Raw genomic sequence first — 18,833 nt, 5'->3', positions numbered from 1 at the left:
GGTGTGCGTGCTGACAAGTTTAGCCAGAAAAATCAGCGTGGAACGCCCGATGAAGCGGCGGACTTAAACCACCCGCTCGAGAATCAGCACGGCAAAAAAGCCGAACGCCGACAGCAAGGCCCACTTCAGGATGATCCAGCCATAACGCTTGAAACGCGCGTCTCCGGTGGCCGCATAAAACGCGAACGATACCAAAGCACCCAACAGCATCAACAGAACCAGCCAGCGAAACAGCAGCATGGTCAGGTGCCCTTACCAGGCGCGCGCCAGTTGGGCAAAACCAGCCGGCGCCTGTTTTTCGTTCTCGAACGTCACCACATCCCAGGCCTCGGGGTGGTCCAGCAGTTCGCGCAACAGCAGGTTGTTGAGCGCATGGCCTGACCTGAACGCGCTGTAGCTGGCCAGCAGGGGTTTGCCCAGCAGGTACAGGTCGCCCATGGCGTCCAGAATCTTGTGTTTGACAAACTCGTCGTCATAGCGCAGGCCACCGGCATTGAGCACCTTGTAATCGTCCATCACGATGGCATTGTCCAGCCCGCCGCCCAGGGCCAGGCCGTTGGCACGCATCATCTCGACATCTTTGGTAAAGCCAAAGGTGCGGGCGCGCGCAATATCTTTGGAATACGAGCCGGTGCTCATGTCAAACAACACGCGCTGGCCGGTGGAGTCCACCGCCGGGTGACTGAAGTCGATCTCGAAGCTGAGCCGGTAGCCGTGGTAAGGGTCGAGGCGCGCCCATTTGATGTTGTCTCCCTCGCCCTGACGCACCTCCACCGGCGACAGCAGGCGGATGAAGCGCTTGGGCGCGTTTTGCAACTCAATGCCCGCGCTCTGCAGCAAAAACACAAACGACGCCGCCGAGCCGTCCAGTATGGGCACCTCTTCGGCGCTGATGTCCACATACAGGTTGTCCACGCCGAGGCCGGCGCAGGCCGACATCAGATGCTCGACAGTGAGGACCTTGGCATTGCCGTTGGAAATGGTGGAGGCCATGCGCGTGTCGGTCACGGCCAGCGCCGACACCAAAATGTCCACCGGCTCGGGCAGGTCGACACGCCGAAACACAATGCCGGTGTCAGGTTGCGCCGGGCGCAGGGTGATCTCCACCCGCTGGCCGCTGTGCAGCCCCACGCCAACGGCGCGCGTCAAGGTTTTGAGGGTTCGTTGTTTAAGCACGGGGAGATTTTACTTTTATCAGCCGCTCCATCACGTGCTTGACTGCGCGCTCGCAATCAGTTTCATGATTTTGGGTTTCGCGTCGTTGACCATTTCTTGCTCACCGAAGTGCGCCTCCAGCCGCTCAACGCCCTTGACCAGTGTGGGACCAAGTTCGACACTTGCCTCGGCTACGCCAAGTTTCGAATTCGCCAGCGAGGCAAGCAGCTTGCGCGATGTATCCCTCGTTCCATGATCAAGAATTGAGTAAAACAGGCTTCTTTGGATGCCAATGTGTTGCGCTATTTTGTTTCCAAATCTTCGACCCGAGCCAAGTCCGCTTCGCTTCCAGAAGAACACCAGTATTGCAAGAAGAGTGACGACTCCGATGACTGTAGGTGCGTATATCAAGGGTTTACTCCGCTGAGATAAGTTGGGTGCCCAAAGAGATTCCAAGGCGCGTGCGCCGCAAGTGGTCCTGCGAGACGCAACGCAAAGCTCATCGGTGCGCAGCAACCGTGCGCGTCGGCTGGAGCGGCAAGTTGGAGTGCAATCATTTTGAAGGCACGAAACAATCCGCTCATTTTCATGCCATCCCTGCCAGTCCAGGGATGTCCCGGATCACGCTGCGCGCCGTCCGGACAGTCTAATCCGCCTGTTTGCGCAAAAACGCCGGAATCTCGAAGTCGTCCATGCCGCCGCTGCTCAAAGCGTCGACCTTGGCTGCGGCCGAGGTGCGGTTGCGCCAGACGCTGGGGGTGGCCATGGAACCGTAATCGGTCTGTGTGCGTCCGGCGTTGCTGGTTGCCATGGAACTGTTCGACTGACCCGCGCCCACCGGGCTGTTGAGGGTGGGGATGTTGAACGGCACATCGTGCGTGCCGGTGCGCAAACCCATTTCGGGCTGGCTTTGCGTGACCACCAGTTTCGGGCGCTGCGCCTGACGGCTCAAGCCGGTGGCCACCACGGTGACGCGAATCTGGTCGCCCAGGTTGTCGTCGTAAGCGGTGCCGTAGATCACATGCGCGTCCTGCGAGGCGTAGTTGCGAATGGTGTTCATGGCCACTTTGGACTCGGACAGTTTCAGGCTGCCCTTGGCGGCCGAGATCAGCACCAGCACGCCTTTGGCGCCCGACAGGTCAATGCCCTCGAGCAGCGGGCAGGCCACCGCCTGCTCGGCGGCGATGCGGGCGCGGTCCGGACCGGCGGCCACGGCAGTACCCATCATGGCTTTGCCGGGCTCACCCATCACCGTGCGCACGTCTTCAAAGTCAACGTTGACATGGCCGGGCACATTGATGATTTCAGCAATGCCGCCCACGGCGTTTTTGAGCACGTCGTTGGCATGGGCAAAAGCCTCGTCCTGTGTGGCGTCGTCGCCCAGCACGTCGAGCAGTTTTTCGTTCAGCACCACGATCAGCGAATCGACATTGGCTTCGAGTTCGGCCAATCCGCTCTCGGCGTTGTCCATGCGGCGTTTGCCCTCAAACTCGAATGGCTTGGTCACCACGCCCACGGTCAAAATTCCCATTTCACGCGCAATGCGGGCAATCACCGGGGCTGCGCCAGTGCCGGTGCCACCGCCCATGCCGGCGGTGATGAACAGCATGTGGGCCCCATCAATGGCTTCGCGGATGTGCTCAATGGCCACCTCGGCGGCTTCGCGCGCCTTGTCGGGCTTGCTGCCCGCGCCCAGGCCGGTGCTGCCGAGCTGGATGACGAGGTGTGCGTCGCTGGTGCTGAGCGCCTGCGAATCGGTGTTGGCGCAGATGAATTCCACGCCCTGGACCGCGCTGGCAATCATGTGGGCCACCGCGTTGCCGCCGCCTCCGCCAACGCCGATCACCTTGATCTGGGTGCCTTGGTTAAAGCTTTCTTCGTCGATGAGTTCAATGGGCATGGTGTTCTCCTTGGGGTTCAGTGGGTAAAGAATATAAAAAATGAGCTTGCTTGAATGGGGTTGCCGGGGCTTGGGGCGGGGCCGTGCCCCGCCATCGTCGGTGCGGGCTTGCGCGGGACAGCCAGATTTTGTTTTCCATGCTTAGAAATTCCCCACAATCCAGTCCTTGACCGAGCCAAATGCGGTTTTCATAGAGCCGTTTTTCTGCGCCACCTTGAAACCCCGCAGGCGCCCCAGGCGGGCTTCTTCCAGCAGGCCCATCACAGTGGCGGCACGGGGCTGCGCCACCATGTCTGACAGCACGCCGGTATATTTGGGAATGCCGCGGCGCACCGGCTTCAGGAAGATGTCTTCGCCCAACTCGACCATGCCAGGCATGACGCAGCTGCCGCCGGTGAGCACGATGCCGCTGGACAGCATTTCTTCAAAGCCCGACTCGCGCATCACCTGGTGCACCAGGCTGAAAATTTCTTCCACGCGGGGCTCGATCACGCCGGCCAGCGCCTGGCGGCTGAGCATGCGCGGGCCACGGTCACCCAGGCCGGGCACTTCCACCTGTGCCTCGGGATCGGCCAGCAACTGTTTGGCATAGCCGTTTTCAACCTTGATTTCCTCGGCGTCCTTGGTCGGCGTGCGCAGGGCCATGGCGATGTCGCTGGTGATCAGGTCGCCGGCGATCGGAATGACGGCGGTGTGGCGGATGGCGCCGTTGGTAAAAATGGCCAGGTCGGTGGTGCCGGCGCCGATGTCGACCAGCGCCACGCCCAGTTCACGCTCGTCCTCGGTCAGCACCGACAGGCTGCTGGCCAGCGGGTTGAGCATGAGCTGCTCCACTTCCAGGCCGCAGCGGCGCACACACTTGATGATGTTTTCAGCGGCACTTTGGGCGCCGGTGACGATGTGCACCTTGGCCTCCAGCCGGATGCCGCTCATGCCGATCGGCTCGCGCACATCCTGGCCGTCGATGATGAACTCCTGCGGCTCCACCAGCAGCAGGCGCTGGTCGGTCGAGATGTTGATCGCCTTGGCGGTTTCGACCACGCGCGCCACGTCGGCGGCCGAGACCTCGCGGTCCTTGATGGCCACCATGCCGTGCGAATTCATGCCGCGGATGTGGCTGCCGGTGATGCCGGTATAAACCCGCTGGATCTTGCAGTCGGCCATCAACTCGGCTTCTTTCAGCGCCTGCTGGATACTTTGCACGGTGGCATCAATGTTGACCACCACGCCGCGCTTCAAGCCGTTGCTGGGCGCCACACCGAGGCCAGCCAGCTTGAGCTGGCCACCCGGCATGACCTCGGCCACCACGACCATGACCTTGGCCGTGCCAATGTCAAGCCCGACCACCAGATCTTTGTACTCTTTTGCCATAGCGTCACCTGTTACCTTGGATTACTTTTTTCATATCACCGGCCTCAACCGTGCTGACCCCGTTGAGCCGAATCGCATAACCATCCTTGTGGCGCAGGTCCACTGCGGCGAGTTGCTCCACGCCGCGGTTGTAGCGCGAGGTTGCCTGCGTCACCGTCTTCAAGAACCGCTCCAAACGGGCCAGCAATTCCTGGGTGCTGCCCGTGCCAAGCTCCAGCACGGTGCCCGCGTCAAGCTGCGCGCGCCAGCCACCGCGCGGCGTGAGTTCAAGCTGCTCCAGCGTCATGTCCAGCGGCGACAGGAGCGGCTGCAGCGTGTACAGCATGGCCAGCACCTGCGCGCTCTGGCCCTCGGGGCCGCTCAGGCGCGGCAGGTCGTCTTGCGCCAGTTCGCCCAGGTTGGCCTCAAACACTTCACCAAAGGTGTTGACCAGGCGCGAGTCACCCTCCACACCCCAATACGCCACTGCCTGATGCTCCTGCAATTGCACCTTGAGGCGATTCGGAAAGTCCCGCCGCACCACCGCCTGGCGCACCCAGGGCATGGTCTCGAAAACCTGGCGCGCAGCCTGCAGGTCAAGCGTGAAGAAAGTGCCCTGCAGGCGCGGCATCACATTGGCGCGCAGCGAGATCGCGTTGTAATGCGACACGTCGCCCACCACCGTGACCCCGCGAATGGCAAACAACGGCAACTGCCGCACATACGCCAGCCCGGCGCCCAGCAGCATAAGCAGCAGCACCCCGAACAGGGCGGTGGCGAGCCCGTTCATGAGCCTGATGTCGAGCGGCAGGGGCGCGTTGCTGGTCATAGGGTGTAGTCGCGGCTGGCGGATTGAAGAACCTGCAGGCACAGTTCCGGGTAACTGATGCCTGCCGCCTTGGCGGCCATCGGCACCAGCGAATGGCTGGTCATGCCCGGCGAGGTGTTGATCTCCAGCAGATAGGGCTGGCGGGTGGCGGCGTCGATCATCACGTCGGCGCGGGCCCAGCCGCGGCAACCCAGGCTCCTGAAAGCTTTCAGCACCAGTTGCTGGATGTTGGCTTCTTCACCCTCGGGCAAGCCACAGGGCACCAGGTACTGGGTTGTGTTGGTGAAATATTTGTTCTGATAGTCGTAATTGCCCTCTGGCGCCACGATGCGGATCACCGGCAAGGCACGGGCTTGCGCGCCGCTGCCCAGCACCGCGATGGTGACCTCGTCGCCGGCAATGAACTGCTCGCACAAGACCTCGTCATGCATGCTGGCGGCCAGCACAAAAGCCGCCGCGCACTGGTCAACGGCGGAGACCTTGGTCAGGCCCAGCGTGGAGCCTTCGCGCGCGGGTTTGACGATCATGGGGCAGCCCAGCTCGGCCATGGCAGCCCGGGTGGCCTCGGCACTGTCCACTTTTCTCCAGGCCGGTGTGGGCAGGCCGTCGGCGCGCCAGATGTGTTTGGTCATGAGCTTGTCAATGGCAATGCTGGAGGCCATGACGCCCGGGCCGGTGTAGGGAATGCCGAGCAGCTCCAGCGCGCCCTGCACCGTGCCGTCTTCGCCGAAGCGGCCGTGCAGCGCAATAAAGCAGCGCGTGAAGCCGTCCTTTTTCAGATCAAGCAAGTCGCGCTCAGCCGGGTCAAACCTGGCCGCGTTCACGCCCAGGCTTTGCAGCGCCTGCAAAACCCCGCTGCCCGACATCAGAGAGACCTCGCGCTCGGCGGAGGCGCCGCCCATGAGCACTGCCACTTTTTCGGTTTTCAAGTCAAATTCGCTCATAACCCCTGTCTTTCCATTGCAACCAACGGTTTTTCCTGCAGCAGGCCTGTCACCTTGGCCGGCACCGCACCAATCGAGCCCGCGCCCATGCACAGCACCACATCGCCGTCGCGCGTGGCGTCCACAATGGCTCGTGGCAACTCGGCGACGTCATCCACAAAAACCGGTTCGATGTGGCCGGCCACGCGCAGCGCGCGCGCCAGACTGCGCCCATCGGCAGCCACGATCGGGGCTTCGCCAGCGGCATAAACCTCGGTCAGCAGCACCGCATCGGCTTGCCCGATGATCTTGACAAAGTCATCAAAGCAGTCACGCGTGCGGGTGAAGCGATGCGGCTGGAACACCAGCAGCAGGCGACGCCCCGGAAAGGCGCCACGGGCAGCAGCCAGCGTGGCCGCCATTTCCACGGGGTGATGGCCGTAATCGTCGACCAGCGTGAAGCTGCCGCCGCCATGGGCGGCAGGCACGGGCAGTTCGCCGTAGCGCTGAAAGCGCCGTCCCACGCCCTTGAACTGGGCCAGCGCGCGCACCAAGGCGGCGTCGTCAATGCCAAGCTCCACGGCCACGGCAATGGCCGACAAGGCATTGAGCACGTTGTGGCGGCCCGGCAGGTTCAGCACCACCTCCAGGTCTGGCAGCACCAGCCCGTTGCGCCGCAGCACGGTGAAGTGCATCTGGCCTTCCACCGCGCGCACATTCACGGCGCGCACTTCGGCGCCTTCCTCAAAGCCATAACTGGTGACCGGACAGGTCACTTGCGGCACGATGGAGCGCACCGCGGCATCGTCAGTGCACAGAATGGCGGTGCCATAAAACGGCATGCGGTGCAAGAAGTCGACGAAGGCCTTTTTCAGGTTCTCAAAGTTGTGACCATAGGTTTCCATGTGGTCGGCGTCGATGTTGGTCACCACCGCCATCACCGGCAGCAGGTTCAAAAACGAGGCATCCGACTCATCGGCTTCGACCACGATGTAATCGCCCTGCCCAAGCCGCGCATTGGCCCCGGCACTGTTCAGGCGGCCACCGATAACAAAGGTCGGGTCGAGTCCGGCCTCGGCCAGCACGCTGGCGACCAGGCTGGTGGTGGTGGTTTTGCCATGAGTTCCGGCAATCGCGATCCCCTTCTTCAGGCGCATCAGCTCGGCCAGCATGAGCGCGCGCGGCACCACCGGCATGTGCATGGCGCGCGCCGCGATCACCTCGGCGTTGTCGGCCTGCACCGCCGTCGAGATCACCACCGCATCGGCACCGCTGACGTTGCCGGCTTTGTGACCGATGTAGGTCTGGATGCCCAGAGTCTGCAGGCGCTGCAGGGTGGTGCTGTCGGACTGGTCCGAGCCCGAAATGGTGTAACCCAGGTTAAGCAGCACCTCGGCGATGCCGGACATGCCGACACCGCCAATGCCGACAAAGTGGATGTGTTGAATGGCCTGTTTCATTGGCAAAGCTCCTCGCATGCCGCCACGATGTTTTGGGTGGCGTCCAGTTTTTGCATTTTTTTAGCCTCCAGCGCCTTGCTCATGAGCGTTGCACGGTCCATTTTTTGCAGCAGTTCAGCCAGGTACTCAGGTGTCAGGCGGGCTTGCGGCACCAGCCAGCCCGCGCCCTGATCCACCAAGAAACGGGCGTTGGTGGTCTGGTGGTCATCCACCGCCGAGGGAAACGGCACAAACAGCGCGCTAGCACCCACCGCAGCAATCTCGGTCACGGTGCTGGCGCCGGCGCGGCAGATCACCAGATCGGCGTCGGCAAAGGCCTGCGCGGTGTCGTCGATGAAGGGTGTCAATTGCGACTGGACGCCGGCGGCGGCATAGTTGGCGCGCAGCGCGTCGATTTGTTTGGCGCCACTTTGGTGAATCACCTCGGGACGCCCGGCCTCGGGCAGCAGGGCCAGCGCCCGCGGCACAATCTCGTTGAGCGCCTTGGCCCCCAGACTGCCACCCACCACCAACACCTTGAGCGGCCCGGCACGACCCGCAAAGCGCTGCGCCGGACCAGGCTGGTTCAAAAACGCCACACGCAGGGGGTTGCCCACCCATCGGGCCCCCTTGAGCACGTTGGGGAAAGCAGTAAAGACCCGGTCGGCCACGCTTGCCAGCACCTTGTTGGCCAGCCCGGCCACCGAGTTTTGCTCGTGCAGCAGCAGCGGCTTGCCCAGCAGCACACCCATCATGCCGCCCGGAAAGCTGATGTAGCCGCCCAGCCCCAGCACCACGTCGGGCTTGACGCGGCGCAGCACCTGAATGCTCTGCCAGAATGCCTTGAGCAGGCGCAGGGGCAGCAGTGCCACGGTCAACGGGCCCTTGCCGCGCACGCCGCCAAAGTCGATGGACTCAAAGGCAAAACCCTGTGGCGGCACCAACTGGCTTTCCATGCTGGGATGTCCGGCGCTGCCGGTGCCACCGAACCAGTGCACGCGCCAGCCTTTGTCGCGCAGGGCGTGCGCCACGGCCAGCCCCGGAAAGATATGGCCGCCGGTGCCACCGGCCATGACCAAGGCCGTGCGTTGGCGTGCAGGCGCTGGGCTCATACGCGGCCTCCCTGCATGAGGGCTCTGTTTTCCTGGTCGATGCGCAGCACCACGGCAACGGCGATCAGGTTGACCAAAATGGCGGAGCCGCCGTAACTCATCAGCGGCAAGGTCAGCCCCTTGGTGGGCAGCGCGCCCAGGTTCACACCCATGTTGATGAAGGCCTGAAATCCCATCCAGATTGCCACGCCCTGCGCCACCAGCCCGGCAAACACCCGCTCCAGCGCAATCGCCTGGCGGCCGATGTACATCATGCGGCGCACCAGCCAGAAGAACAGGCAGATCACGGTGACCACGCCAACCAGGCCGAACTCTTCGCCAATCACTGCCAGCAAAAAGTCGGTGTGCGCCTCGGGCAGCCAATTGAGCTTTTCAACGCTGCCGCCCAGGCCCACGCCAAAGATTTCACCGCGGCCAATGGCGATCAGCGCGTGGGTGAGCTGGTAGCCCTTGGCCAGCGCATTTTGCTCACTCCAGGGGTCGAGGTAGGCAAAGATGCGCTCCCGCCGCCATTCACTGGCGGCAATCATCAAGCCAAAAGCCACCACCAGCACCGTGGCGATCAGGAAGAACATGCGGGCATTGACGCCACCCAAAAACAAGATGCCCATCGCTATCACGGCGATCACCATGAAGGCGCCCATGTCCGGCTCGGCCAGCAGCAGCACGCCGACCACCGCGACAGCCGCACCCATGGGCAGCACGGCGCGGAAGAAGCGCTCCTTGACCTCCATCTTGCGCACCATGTAATCCGCCGCATAAAGCAGCACGGTGAACTTGGCCAGCTCGGACGGCTGAAAGCTCAGCGGCCCGATGCTGATCCAGCGCCGCGCACCGTACACCACTTTGCCCACCTGGGGAATCAGCACCAGCACCAGCAACAACAGCGAAAAAACAAACAAGGGACGGGCAGACTTTTCCCACGTCGCCACCGGCACTTGGTAGGCAAGCAAGGCCACCGCCAGGGCGATCACCAGCCACATGGCGTGGCGCACCAAGAAGTAGGTGTGGGTATATCTGGCAAAGCGCGGGTTTTCAGGCATGGCGATCGAGGCCGAATACACCATCACCAGCCCCCACAGCAACAGCGCCACCGTGACCCACACCATCGGCTGATCAAAACCCTGGGCACGCGAAGGCGTGATACCCGTCGAAGACAAGCGGGATCCGCCCAGGCGCACCGGCAGCACATCGGCCACCGGCGTGCGGGCGCGCCCCAGCCAACCCAGCAGACCACTGAAACGGGTGGCGAGCGCGCTCACAAGCCCGCCTCCAACATCACACCGGCGTCCACGGCCAGCGCCTGCACTGCCTGCACAAACAGCCGGGCGCGGTGCTCGTAGTTGTCAAACATGTCAAAACTGGCACAGGCCGGCGACATCAGCACGGCATCACCGGCCCGGGCTTGCGCGCCGGCCTGGCACACGGCGTCGGCCATGGACGTCGCGTCCAGCAGCGGCACCTGCGCGTCGGTCAGCGCCGCGCGGATCAGTGCGGCATCGCGCCCGATCAGCACGACGGCGCGGGCATAGCGACGCACCGGATCGGCCAGCGGGCTGAAGTCCTGCCCCTTTCCTTCGCCACCCAGAATCACCACCACTTTGCGCTCGGGCCCCAGACCCTGCAGCGCCGCCACAGTGGCACCCACATTGGTGCCCTTGCTGTCATCAAAATACTCCACCCCGTTGACCGTGCCGACCGGCTGCACCCGGTGCGGCTCGCCCAGGTACTCGCGCAAGCCGTACAGCATGGGGCCGAGCGCACAGCCGGCAGCACAGGCCAGCGCCAGGCTGGAGAGGGCATTGGTGGCGTTGTGACGACCGCGAATGCGCAGCGCATCGGCGGGCATCAGGCGCTGGATGAAAAGCTCGGCCGCCTCGCCCTTGCGTGGCTTGATGGTTTCGTCAGCCTCCAGCGCGCGCACCAGCCAGGCCATGCCGTTCACCGTCTCAATGCCAAAATCGCCGGGGCGCTGTGGCATGCCGCCACCAAAAGTGACGTGCTCGCGCGGCTGGGGCTTGTGCAATTTCTGGCGCGACGGCGTGGCTTTTATGGCCCCCGGGGGCGGCCTGTCGGCGCTCAACATTTGCATCACCGTTGCATCATCGCGATTCAAGACCATCAGGCCTTGCCTGCCAAACACGGCAGTTTTGGCCTGCACATAGGCGGCCATCGAGCCATGCCAGTCCAGGTGGTCCTGGCTGATATTGAGCACGGCAGCGGCGGTGGGCTCAAAACTTTGCTCACCTTCCAGCTGAAAGCTTGACAGCTCCAGCACCCAGACCTCGGGCAGCGCCTCGGCGTCCAGTCGTGCCATCAGTGTGTCGAGCAGGGTCGGGCCGATATTGCCCGCCACCGCCACGCTTTTGCCAGCCCGCTCAACCAGCTGACCGGTGAGCGAAGTCACCGTGGTCTTGCCGTTGGTGCCGGTGATGGCCAGCACCTTGGGAGCATAGTCGCGGCCGGACTTGAGCTCAGCCAGCGCTTGCGAAAACAAGGTCAACTCGCCGCCGACCCTGATGCCCATGGCGCTGGCAGCCTCGGCAAGCGTCGCAATGTCAGCCGGACTCAGCCCGGGGCTCTTGAACACCGCCGTGGTGCCGTCCTGCAGCAGGCCAGCCTCGAACGCGCCGCTTACAAACCGCGCGCCCGGCACGTCGCGTTGCAGCGCGGCCAACTGCGGCGGTGCGGCGCGCGTGTCTGCCACCGTCACCCGGGCACCACTGCGGACGCACCAGCGCGCCATCGCCAGACCGGACGCGCCCAGGCCCAGGATCAGCACATGGTGATGTTGCAGGGTTGTCATGTTCAGCGCAACTTCAGGGTGGACAGGCCGACCAGGCACAAGAGCATGGTGATGATCCAGAAACGCACCACCACCTGGGTTTCTTTCCAGCCGCTTTTTTCAAAATGGTGGTGCAGCGGGGCCATCTTCAGGATGCGTCGGCCTTGGCCAAAACGCTTCTTGGTGTATTTGAAATACACCACCTGCATCATCACCGACAGGGCCTCCACCACAAAGATGCCGCCCATGATCGCCAGCACAATCTCCTGGCGCACGATCACGGCGATGGTGCCCAGGGCGGCACCCAGCGCCAGCGCGCCCACATCGCCCATGAAGACCTGCGCCGGATGCGTGTTGAACCACAAAAATGCCAGCCCGGCGCCGGCCATCGCGGCACAAAAGATCATCAACTCCCCAGCACCGGCGATGTGCGGAAAAAACAGATAGCGGGAAAACACCACGTTGCCGGTCACATAGGCAAAGATGCCCAGGCAGGTTCCCACCATCACCACCGGCATGATGGCCAGCCCGTCGAGGCCGTCAGTCAGGTTCACGGCGTTGCTGGAGCCCACAATCACCAGATAGGACAGCAGGACAAAACCCAGCACGCCCAGCGGGTAGCTGATTTCCTTGAAAAACGGCACCATGAGACCGGCCTTGGGCGGCAGGCTCAAGTCAAAGCCGGACTGGACCCAGGTAAAAAACAACTCCAGCACGCGGTAGTTGGTGTTCTCTGAAATGCTGAACACCAGGTACAGCGCCGCCAGCAGCCCGATCAGCGACTGCCACAGGTATTTCTCGAGTGAGGGCATGCCCTCGGGGTCTTTGTTGACCACCTTGCGCCAATCGTCCGACCAGCCGATGGCACCAAAGCCCAGGGTGACCAGCAGCACGATCCACACGAACCGGTTGCTCCAGTCAAACCAGAGCAACGTCGAGATCGCAATGCACAGCAAAATCAGCACCCCGCCCATGGTCGGGGTGCCGCTTTTGACATGGTGCGTGTCCATGCCGTAGCCGCGAATCGGCTGGCCAATTTTGAGTTCGGCCAGGCGTCGGATCACATACGGTCCGGCAGCCAGGCCCATCAGCAGTGCCGTCATGGCGGCCATCACGGCGCGAAATGTCTGGTACTGGAACACCCGCAAAAATCCCAGTTCGGGCGACAGCGTTTGCAGCCATTGGGTGAGCCAGATCAGCATGTGGCGGACTCCTTGTCTTGTGTTGTGGCCTGCACGACGGCTTCAACCACCCGCTCCATCTTCATGAAGCGCGAGCCCTTGACCAGCACGCTGGCCACCGTGGGCAGCGCAGCCAGAACAGCCGTCTGCAGATCCACCATCTGCGCATGCACCTCAATGCCCGCCAGCGGCGCAGCGGCTTGGGAGCATGCCGCTCCAGTGACGATGATTTTTTCGATCTGCTGTAGCTGCGCCAGTTGCAGGGCCTCGGCATGAAACTGCGGCCCCTGGTTGCCCACTTCACCCATATCGCCCAGCACCAGCAAGCGCGGCCCGGGCAGCGCTGCCAGCACCTCGATGGCGGCGCGCACCGAGTCAGGGTTGGCGTTGTAGGTATCGTCAACCAGCGTGATGTCATGCCCGCCGCAGCGCACCAGCAGCGCCCGCGAGCGGCCCTTGACCGGCTCGAAGGCCTCCAGCCCGGCGGCAATGGCGGCCAGCGGCACACCGGCGGCCAGCGCGCAGGCCACGGCGGCGAGCGAATTCTTGACGTTGTGGGCACCGGCAATGTGCAGCGCGTAATGCAATCCGCCTTGCGGTGTCATGGCGCTGACCTGCCAGGCCGCAACAGACCAGTCTGCCTGCGTCGCCTGCACATATTTTGCTGGGTCGACTTCAGTCGACCCAGGCTGACCAAAACACAGACGGGCACGCGCGCCGGCTTTGTCTGCCCAAAGCGCGCTGAAGTCGTCATCAGCCGGGAACACCGCCACGCCTGCGGCAGACAGCGCGTCGATCACCGCGCCGTTTTCCTGCGCCACGGCCTCCACGGTGGCCATGAACTCCAAGTGTTCGCGCTGGGCATTGTTGACCAGCGCCACCGTGGGCTGGGCAATGGCGGCCAAGGCGGCGATTTCGCCGGGGTGGTTCATGCCAAGCTCGACCACGGCAATCCGGTGGTGCGCGCGCAAGCCCAACACCGTCAGGGGCACGCCAATGTCGTTGTTCAAATTGCCTTGCGTGGCCAGCCAGGCCTCGGGCGCATGGGCGCGCAGGATGCTGGCGATCATCTGCGTCACCGTGGTTTTGCCGTTGGAGCCGGTGACAGCGATCAGCGGCAGGCCGAATTGCGCGCGCCAGTGCGTGGCGAGTTGAGCCAGCGCCTGCCTGGCATCTGGCACCACCAGACCCGGCAAACCGGCCTGGTGCAGTTTCTCAAGGGCTACCTCCCCCTGGCAGATCGCCGCCACCGCACCCTTGGCGCGCGCTTCCTGCAAGAAGTCATTGCCATCGAAGCGCTCGCCGTGCAGTGCCACAAACAGGTCGCCGGGTGCCAGCGTGCGCGTGTCGGTATGCACCCGTTGAATCGCCACAGCGGCGGTTTCCGGCCTGCAACCAGCCCATTGCGGCTGCTCCAGCCAGGTGGCGGCTTGCTGCAGGGTCATCATGGCGCTCATGCGGTTTGCTCCAGTGCTGGAGGTTGGACACATTGCGCAAAAGCTCTTTTGACGTGTTCGATATCAGAAAAAGGCAGGCGCTCACCCGCAATTTCCTGATAGTCCTCATGGCCCTTGCCGGCCAGCAAGACCACATCCAAGGGTCCTGCCTGCGCCAGGGTCCGGGCGATGGCGCGGGCCCGGTCAGGCTCCACCTGCACGTCGGCCACGCCTGTCAGGCCCAGCAGAATCTGGCTGATGATGGTGTCCATGGCCTCGGCGCGCGGGTTGTCGCTGGTGACCACCACACGGTCGGCATGGGCCGCGGCAATGGCGCCCATCAGCGGGCGCTTGGCGCTGTCGCGGCTGCCGCCGCAGCCAAAAATACACCACAAGCGGCCACCCCGCGCCTGTGCCTGGGGACGCAGGGCAGTGAGCGCCTTGGCCAGCGCATCAGGCGTGTGGGCGTAATCGACCGCCACCAGCGGTTGACCCGGCGCGCTGAGACACTCCATGCGCCCTGGCACCGGCTGCAAATCCACACAGGCTTGCACCGCATCAGCCAGCGCAACACCCAGGGTGCGCATGGCCGCGATGACGCCGAGCAGGTTGCTCACGTTAAAGGCGCCAATGAGTTGGGTCTGCAAAGGCAGTTGTTGCGTTCCTTCGTGCACGTCAAACGCCACACCTTGGGCTCCATAACGAATGTTCCGAGCCTGCAAACGGGCCCGATTGGTTGCGCCGGGGGCGATTGACAAGGTCCACAAGTCAAGGGGGCTGGCTGACAATTTCCCGGCCAGTTCTGCCCCGTAAGGGTCATCCACATTGACCACGGCAGCGCGCAGGGCTGGCCAGGCAAACAGGCGAGCCTTGGCGCGCCAGTAAGTGGCCATGTCGCCGTGGTAATCCAGATGGTCCTGCGTCACGTTGGTCAGCACCGCCGTGTGTATCCGGGTGCCCGCCAGCCGCTGCTCCTCAATGCCGATTGAAGAGGCTTCAATGGCGCAGGCGCGCAAACCCTGCCTGACAAATTCGGCAAATGCCGCCTGCAGCGCAACCGGGTCGGGGGTCGTCAAACCCGTGCTCACCAGTTGTGGCGGAACGCCCACACCCAGGGTTCCAACCACACCGCAGGGAACAGCTTGCGCCTGCATCAAATTCGACAACGCCTGCGCCAGCCACCAGGTGGTAGAGGTCTTGCCGTTGGTGCCGGTCACAGCCAGCACCGACAGGCGCTCACTCGGCGCACCAAACCAGATATCGGCCACCCGGCCACTGTCCGCCTTCAAACCCTGGTAGCTGGCAATACGCGCATCACTCAAGGCAAATGCCTGCGCACCGTCCTGCTCCACCAGGCAAGCCGCAGCGCCCGCAGTCAAGGCCGCAGCCACGTGGGCGCGCGCATCAACGGCGGCACCGGGCCAGGCCAAAAAGCCATCGCCGGACTGGACCTGGCGGCTGTCAGTGCGCAGTGTGCCGGTGATGCGCGCGCGCAACCAGTCGGCAGCTTGTTGCGGGGTGGACAGTTGCTGCAGCATCAGAAGCTTTCTTCCACCGCGTCGGAGATGACCTGCGGAACCACGGTCAAGTCGGGGGCAATGCCCAGCACGCGCAGGGTTTGCTGCACCGTCTGGCTGAACACCGGAGCGGCGGTCTCGCCGCCGTAATACTTCCCGTTGCTGGGCTCGTCAATCATGACCGCCACCGCAATGCGGGGCGCGTCGATGGGGGCCAGACCGGCAAAGATGCCAATGTATTTTCTGGTGTTGTAGCCCTTGCCCTCCAACTTGTGCGCGGTGCCGGTCTTGCCTCCCACCGAATAACCCATGGTCTGTGCTTTCTGCGCCGTGCCGCCCGGAACGGTCACCAGATGTAGCATCTGGCGCACATCATGGGCATGGCGGGCCGCGATAACCGGCACGCCCACAGAAGGCGCGTCCATCTTGAACATGGTCACCGGCACCAGGTCGCCATTCCGGCCAAAGATGGTGTAGGCGTGGGCCAGCTGAAACAGGCTCACCGAAACCCCGTAGCCGTAACTCATGGTGGCCTGCTCAATCGGACGCCAGCTCTTGTAGGGCCGCAGGCGCCCGCTCACGGCACCCGGGAACGGCAACACCGGCTTTTGACCAAAGCCAATCTGGCTGTACATCTCCCACATCTTCCGGGGCGGCATCTGCATGGCGATCTTGACAGTGCCGACGTTGCTCGACTTCTGGATCACTTCAGTCACGCTCATGAGGCCTTGCGGATGGGAATCGCTGATGGTGGCATTGCCAATGTTCATGCGTCCCGGGGCGGTCTGGATTTTGCTGTCAGGCGTCACCATGCCCTGGTTCAGCGCCGTGGCGATGACAAAAGGCTTCATCGTGGAGCCTGGCTCGAAGGTGTCGGTCAAGGCCCGGTTGCGCAACTGGGCTCCACTCAGGTTGCGGCGCTTGTCGGGCACAAAACTGGGGTAGTTGGCCAGCGCCAGCACTTCACCGGTTTGCACATCCAGCACCACCACGCTGCCGGCTTTGGCCTTGTGCTGCAGCACCGCCTCCTTGAGTGTCTGATAAGCAAAGAACTGCACCTTGCTGTCGATGCTGAGTTGCAGGTCGCGACCATCGACCGGCGCAATTTGCTCGCGCACGTCTTCCACCACCCGGCCCATGCGGTCCTTGATGACGCGCCGGGAACCATTGCGCCCACCCAGCGCCTGGTTAAACGCCAGTTCCATTCCCTCCTGTCCCTGGTCTTCCACATTGGTGAAGCCCACCACATGGGCAGCGGCTTCCCCCTCGGGGTATTGGCGCTTGTATTCCTTGCGCTGGTAGATGCCCTTGAGGCCCAGCGCCGCAATATCGTTGCCCACCGACTCATCCACCTGGCGCTTGAGCCAGACAAAAGTCTTGTCTTCGTCTTGCAGTTTTTTGTTGAGCTCTGCCAGCGGCATCTCAAGCAGCTTGGCCAGCTTTTTCAGGCTCTCGGGATCGCGCGGCACATCCTCCGGAATGGCCCAAATGCTGGGCACCGGGATGCTCGATGCCAGCACGATGCCATTGCGGTCCAGGATGCGGCCACGACTGGCCGGCAGCGCCAGGGTACGGGCAAAGCGCACCTCGCCCTGCCGCTGGAAAAATTCGTTTTCAATCACCTGGATATAGACCGCCCGCCCGACCAACCCGGCAAAAGCCAGGGCAATCGCCGCCACAATGAACTTGCTGCGCCACACCGGCGTGGGGCTGACCAGCAAGGGGCTTAAGGTGTAGGTAATGCCGCGGCTCATGGTTGACGCCCATCGACCGCGCTGGCAGGGCGATCCGTTGAAGTGCTGACCGCGGCTGCGTCTGCACCCGCCGCGTAAGTCACGTACGTGGTGACCGCCGGAGTGGCAGCACGCATCTGCAATTTCGATTTGGCCAGCTGTTCAACGCGGGCCGAGGTGGCCTGGGCCCGCTTTTCGACCTGCAGACGCTCGTTTTCTGCCGCCAGCCGCTGCGCCTGTGACTGCGCCCGGTCCATCTGGGAGTAAAGCCGACGCGACTCGTATTGCACATTCACCAAATACAAGGCGCTGAGCAGCACGCCCAGCAGCAGCACCAAGTTGAGCCGCATCATGCGTGCTGCTCCAGGGCGAGAGAGCCAAGGCGCTCGGCCACGCGCATGATGGCGCTGCGCGAGCGCGGGTTGGCGGCAACCTCTGCGGCGCCAGGCTTGATGCGTGCGACCAGCTTGAATTGCATCAGCCGGGGCGCCGCAAACGGGGCCCGGCGGTCAAATACCTCGCGCGAATGTTTTGCCAGAAACTGCTTGGTGATGCGGTCTTCCAATGAGTGAAAGCTGATCACCACCAGCCGCCCGCCGGGCTGGAGCACCTTGAGCGAGGCGTCTAGCGCCTGTTGCAGTTCCTCAAGCTCGGCATTGATGAAAATCCGAAAAGCCTGAAATGTGCGCGTTGCAGGGTCCTTGCCCGGCTCGCGGGTTTTGACCGTGTCAGCCACGACTCTGGCCAGTTCAGTGGTGGTTGAAATAGGGCCCCTCGCCTGTCGGCGCGCAACAATCGCCTTTGCAATGGGCCCAGCAAACCGTTCTTCGCCATAGTCACGTATGACCTCCGTAATTTTGTCCACCTCGGCATCCGCCAGCCACTCGGCCACGCTCATGCCGCGCGTGGTGTCCATGCGCATGTCCAGGGGACCTTCTGATCTGAAACTGAAACCCCGCGCCGGGTTGTCCACCTGCGGCGAGCTGATGCCCAGGTCAAGCAGCACACCTGCCACGCTGGCGGCTGGCAACTCACCCAAATGGCTGAAACCCAAGTGCCGAATGGAAAACCGTGGGTCTGCAATGGTGGCAGCCTCGGCCAGGGCGTCAGTGTCTTTGTCGAACGCAATCAAGCGGGCACCGGCCGGCAGCCGCGACAAGATCAGGCGGCTGTGGCCGCCCCGACCAAACGTGGCGTCAACAAACACCGGTGCCGCACTCACATGCGGCGGCTCGGTCGCTTGACCCGCAGCCTCAGTTGCACCAAGCAAGGCATCGACTGCTTCGCTCAGTAAAACGGTGGTGTGTGTCCATGGAGTTTCCACCGTGGGCCTTCAGAAAGAGAAGTCCTTGAAGACATCGGGCATGACGCCCTGCATTTCCTTGGCTTCCTGGGCGTCGTAAGTGGCTTTGTCCCACAGCTCAAAAAAACTGCCCATGCCCAGCAACACCGACTCCTTGCTGATGCCGGCCG

17 protein-coding genes and 1 pseudogene are annotated in these 18,833 nt (G+C 63.2%); all 18 read right to left on the bottom strand.

The features are described from left to right. Positions 1-63 precede the first annotated feature (63 nt). Entirely contained in the window at positions 64-240 is a 177-nt protein-coding gene (locus tag GPS82_RS04935; protein WP_296491655.1) for a hypothetical protein, read from the bottom strand. Positions 241-252: 12 nt separating this feature from the next. Next, positions 253-1,176 (bottom strand): UDP-3-O-acyl-N-acetylglucosamine deacetylase, encoded by a 924-nt coding sequence (gene lpxC / locus GPS82_RS04930; protein WP_296491653.1) that lies wholly within the window; start codon positions 1,174-1,176, stop codon positions 253-255. Between the two features lie 30 nt (positions 1,177-1,206). Continuing rightward, the gene (locus GPS82_RS04925; RefSeq protein ID WP_296491651.1) at positions 1,207-1,566 is read right to left on the bottom strand and encodes a hypothetical protein; all 360 of its coding nucleotides are present in this window, start codon (positions 1,564-1,566) and stop codon (positions 1,207-1,209) included. 235 nt (positions 1,567-1,801) lie between these two features. Next, positions 1,802-3,055 (bottom strand): cell division protein FtsZ, encoded by a 1,254-nt coding sequence (ftsZ, locus tag GPS82_RS04920; RefSeq protein WP_296491649.1) that lies wholly within the window; start codon positions 3,053-3,055, stop codon positions 1,802-1,804. Between the two features lie 141 nt (positions 3,056-3,196). Then, positions 3,197-4,426: a cell division protein FtsA gene (gene ftsA / locus GPS82_RS04915; protein ID WP_296491646.1), complete on the bottom strand. Its 1,230-nt coding sequence runs from the start codon at positions 4,424-4,426 to the stop codon at positions 3,197-3,199. Between the two features lie 4 nt (positions 4,427-4,430). Then, positions 4,431-5,234: a cell division protein FtsQ/DivIB gene (locus GPS82_RS04910; protein WP_296491643.1), complete on the bottom strand. Its 804-nt coding sequence runs from the start codon at positions 5,232-5,234 to the stop codon at positions 4,431-4,433. After that, positions 5,231-6,178, bottom strand: coding sequence for a D-alanine--D-alanine ligase (locus GPS82_RS04905; RefSeq protein ID WP_296491641.1), 948 nt, complete (start codon positions 6,176-6,178; stop codon positions 5,231-5,233). Before GPS82_RS04905 ends, GPS82_RS04910 begins: the two co-directional genes overlap by 4 nt. Continuing rightward, a complete protein-coding gene (gene murC / locus GPS82_RS04900) occupies positions 6,175-7,617 on the bottom strand; it encodes a UDP-N-acetylmuramate--L-alanine ligase (protein ID WP_296491639.1) in 1,443 nt (480 codons plus the stop codon). Before murC ends, GPS82_RS04905 begins: the two co-directional genes overlap by 4 nt. After that, positions 7,614-8,708, bottom strand: coding sequence for an undecaprenyldiphospho-muramoylpentapeptide beta-N-acetylglucosaminyltransferase (gene murG, locus GPS82_RS04895; protein ID WP_296491638.1), 1,095 nt, complete (start codon positions 8,706-8,708; stop codon positions 7,614-7,616). Before murG ends, murC begins: the two co-directional genes overlap by 4 nt. Next, entirely contained in the window at positions 8,705-9,940 is a 1,236-nt protein-coding gene (gene ftsW / locus GPS82_RS04890) for a putative lipid II flippase FtsW (RefSeq protein WP_296491690.1), read from the bottom strand. The genes murG and ftsW overlap by 4 nt, the downstream gene beginning before the upstream one ends. A gap of 26 nt (positions 9,941-9,966) precedes the next feature. Next, on the bottom strand, positions 9,967-11,514 hold the full coding sequence (gene murD, locus GPS82_RS04885) for a UDP-N-acetylmuramoyl-L-alanine--D-glutamate ligase (protein WP_296491635.1): 1,548 nt from the start codon (positions 11,512-11,514) through the stop codon (positions 9,967-9,969). Between the two features lie 2 nt (positions 11,515-11,516). Further along, a complete protein-coding gene (gene mraY / locus GPS82_RS04880) occupies positions 11,517-12,695 on the bottom strand; it encodes a phospho-N-acetylmuramoyl-pentapeptide-transferase (RefSeq protein ID WP_296491632.1) in 1,179 nt (392 codons plus the stop codon). Continuing rightward, complete coding sequence (gene murF / locus GPS82_RS04875; protein ID WP_296491689.1) at positions 12,689-14,122, bottom strand: UDP-N-acetylmuramoyl-tripeptide--D-alanyl-D-alanine ligase; 1,434 nt, start codon at positions 14,120-14,122, stop codon at positions 12,689-12,691. Before murF ends, mraY begins: the two co-directional genes overlap by 7 nt. Before the next feature lie 5 nt (positions 14,123-14,127). Further along, positions 14,128-15,648: a UDP-N-acetylmuramoyl-L-alanyl-D-glutamate--2,6-diaminopimelate ligase gene (locus tag GPS82_RS04870; RefSeq protein ID WP_296491629.1), complete on the bottom strand. Its 1,521-nt coding sequence runs from the start codon at positions 15,646-15,648 to the stop codon at positions 14,128-14,130. After that, complete coding sequence (locus tag GPS82_RS04865) at positions 15,648-17,381, bottom strand: penicillin-binding protein 2 (RefSeq protein WP_296491627.1); 1,734 nt, start codon at positions 17,379-17,381, stop codon at positions 15,648-15,650. The genes GPS82_RS04870 and GPS82_RS04865 overlap by 1 nt, the downstream gene beginning before the upstream one ends. Further along, on the bottom strand, positions 17,378-17,713 hold the full coding sequence (gene ftsL, locus GPS82_RS04860; protein ID WP_296491625.1) for a cell division protein FtsL: 336 nt from the start codon (positions 17,711-17,713) through the stop codon (positions 17,378-17,380). The genes GPS82_RS04865 and ftsL overlap by 4 nt, the downstream gene beginning before the upstream one ends. Further along, positions 17,710-18,684: a 16S rRNA (cytosine(1402)-N(4))-methyltransferase RsmH gene (gene rsmH, locus GPS82_RS04855; RefSeq protein WP_296491621.1), complete on the bottom strand. Its 975-nt coding sequence runs from the start codon at positions 18,682-18,684 to the stop codon at positions 17,710-17,712. Before rsmH ends, ftsL begins: the two co-directional genes overlap by 4 nt. A gap of 9 nt (positions 18,685-18,693) precedes the next feature. Next, positions 18,694-18,833 (bottom strand): annotated as a pseudogene (locus GPS82_RS04850) (cell division/cell wall cluster transcriptional repressor MraZ); the annotation flags it as partial.

The sequence above is a fragment of the Rhodoferax sp. genome (genome assembly GCF_011391645.1).
Taxonomy (GTDB): Bacteria; Pseudomonadota; Gammaproteobacteria; order Burkholderiales; family Burkholderiaceae_C; genus Rhodoferax.
This window is presented reverse-complemented; position numbering and strand designations above follow the sequence as displayed.

Excerpts from the sequence above, each read along its gene's own strand:
- GPS82_RS04935 (WP_296491655.1), bottom strand. The coding sequence starts at position 240 with ATGCTGCTGTTTCGCTGGCTGGTTCTGTTGATGCTGTTGGGTGCTTTG.
- GPS82_RS04865 (WP_296491627.1), bottom strand. The coding sequence starts at position 17,381 with ATGAGCCGCGGCATTACCTACACCTTAAGCCCCTTGCTGGTCAGCCCC.
- mraY (WP_296491632.1), bottom strand. The coding sequence starts at position 12,695 with ATGCTGATCTGGCTCACCCAATGGCTGCAAACGCTGTCGCCCGAACTG.
- murD (WP_296491635.1), bottom strand. The coding sequence starts at position 11,514 with ATGACAACCCTGCAACATCACCATGTGCTGATCCTGGGCCTGGGCGCG.
- ftsZ (WP_296491649.1), bottom strand. The coding sequence starts at position 3,055 with ATGCCCATTGAACTCATCGACGAAGAAAGCTTTAACCAAGGCACCCAG.
- murC (WP_296491639.1), bottom strand. The coding sequence starts at position 7,617 with ATGAAACAGGCCATTCAACACATCCACTTTGTCGGCATTGGCGGTGTC.
- GPS82_RS04910 (WP_296491643.1), bottom strand. The coding sequence starts at position 5,234 with ATGACCAGCAACGCGCCCCTGCCGCTCGACATCAGGCTCATGAACGGG.
- ftsA (WP_296491646.1), bottom strand. The coding sequence starts at position 4,426 with ATGGCAAAAGAGTACAAAGATCTGGTGGTCGGGCTTGACATTGGCACG.
- GPS82_RS04905 (WP_296491641.1), bottom strand. The coding sequence starts at position 6,178 with ATGAGCGAATTTGACTTGAAAACCGAAAAAGTGGCAGTGCTCATGGGC.
- murG (WP_296491638.1), bottom strand. The coding sequence starts at position 8,708 with ATGAGCCCAGCGCCTGCACGCCAACGCACGGCCTTGGTCATGGCCGGT.
- ftsL (WP_296491625.1), bottom strand. The coding sequence starts at position 17,713 with ATGATGCGGCTCAACTTGGTGCTGCTGCTGGGCGTGCTGCTCAGCGCC.
- GPS82_RS04870 (WP_296491629.1), bottom strand. The coding sequence starts at position 15,648 with ATGCTGCAGCAACTGTCCACCCCGCAACAAGCTGCCGACTGGTTGCGC.
- murF (WP_296491689.1), bottom strand. The coding sequence starts at position 14,122 with ATGATGACCCTGCAGCAAGCCGCCACCTGGCTGGAGCAGCCGCAATGG.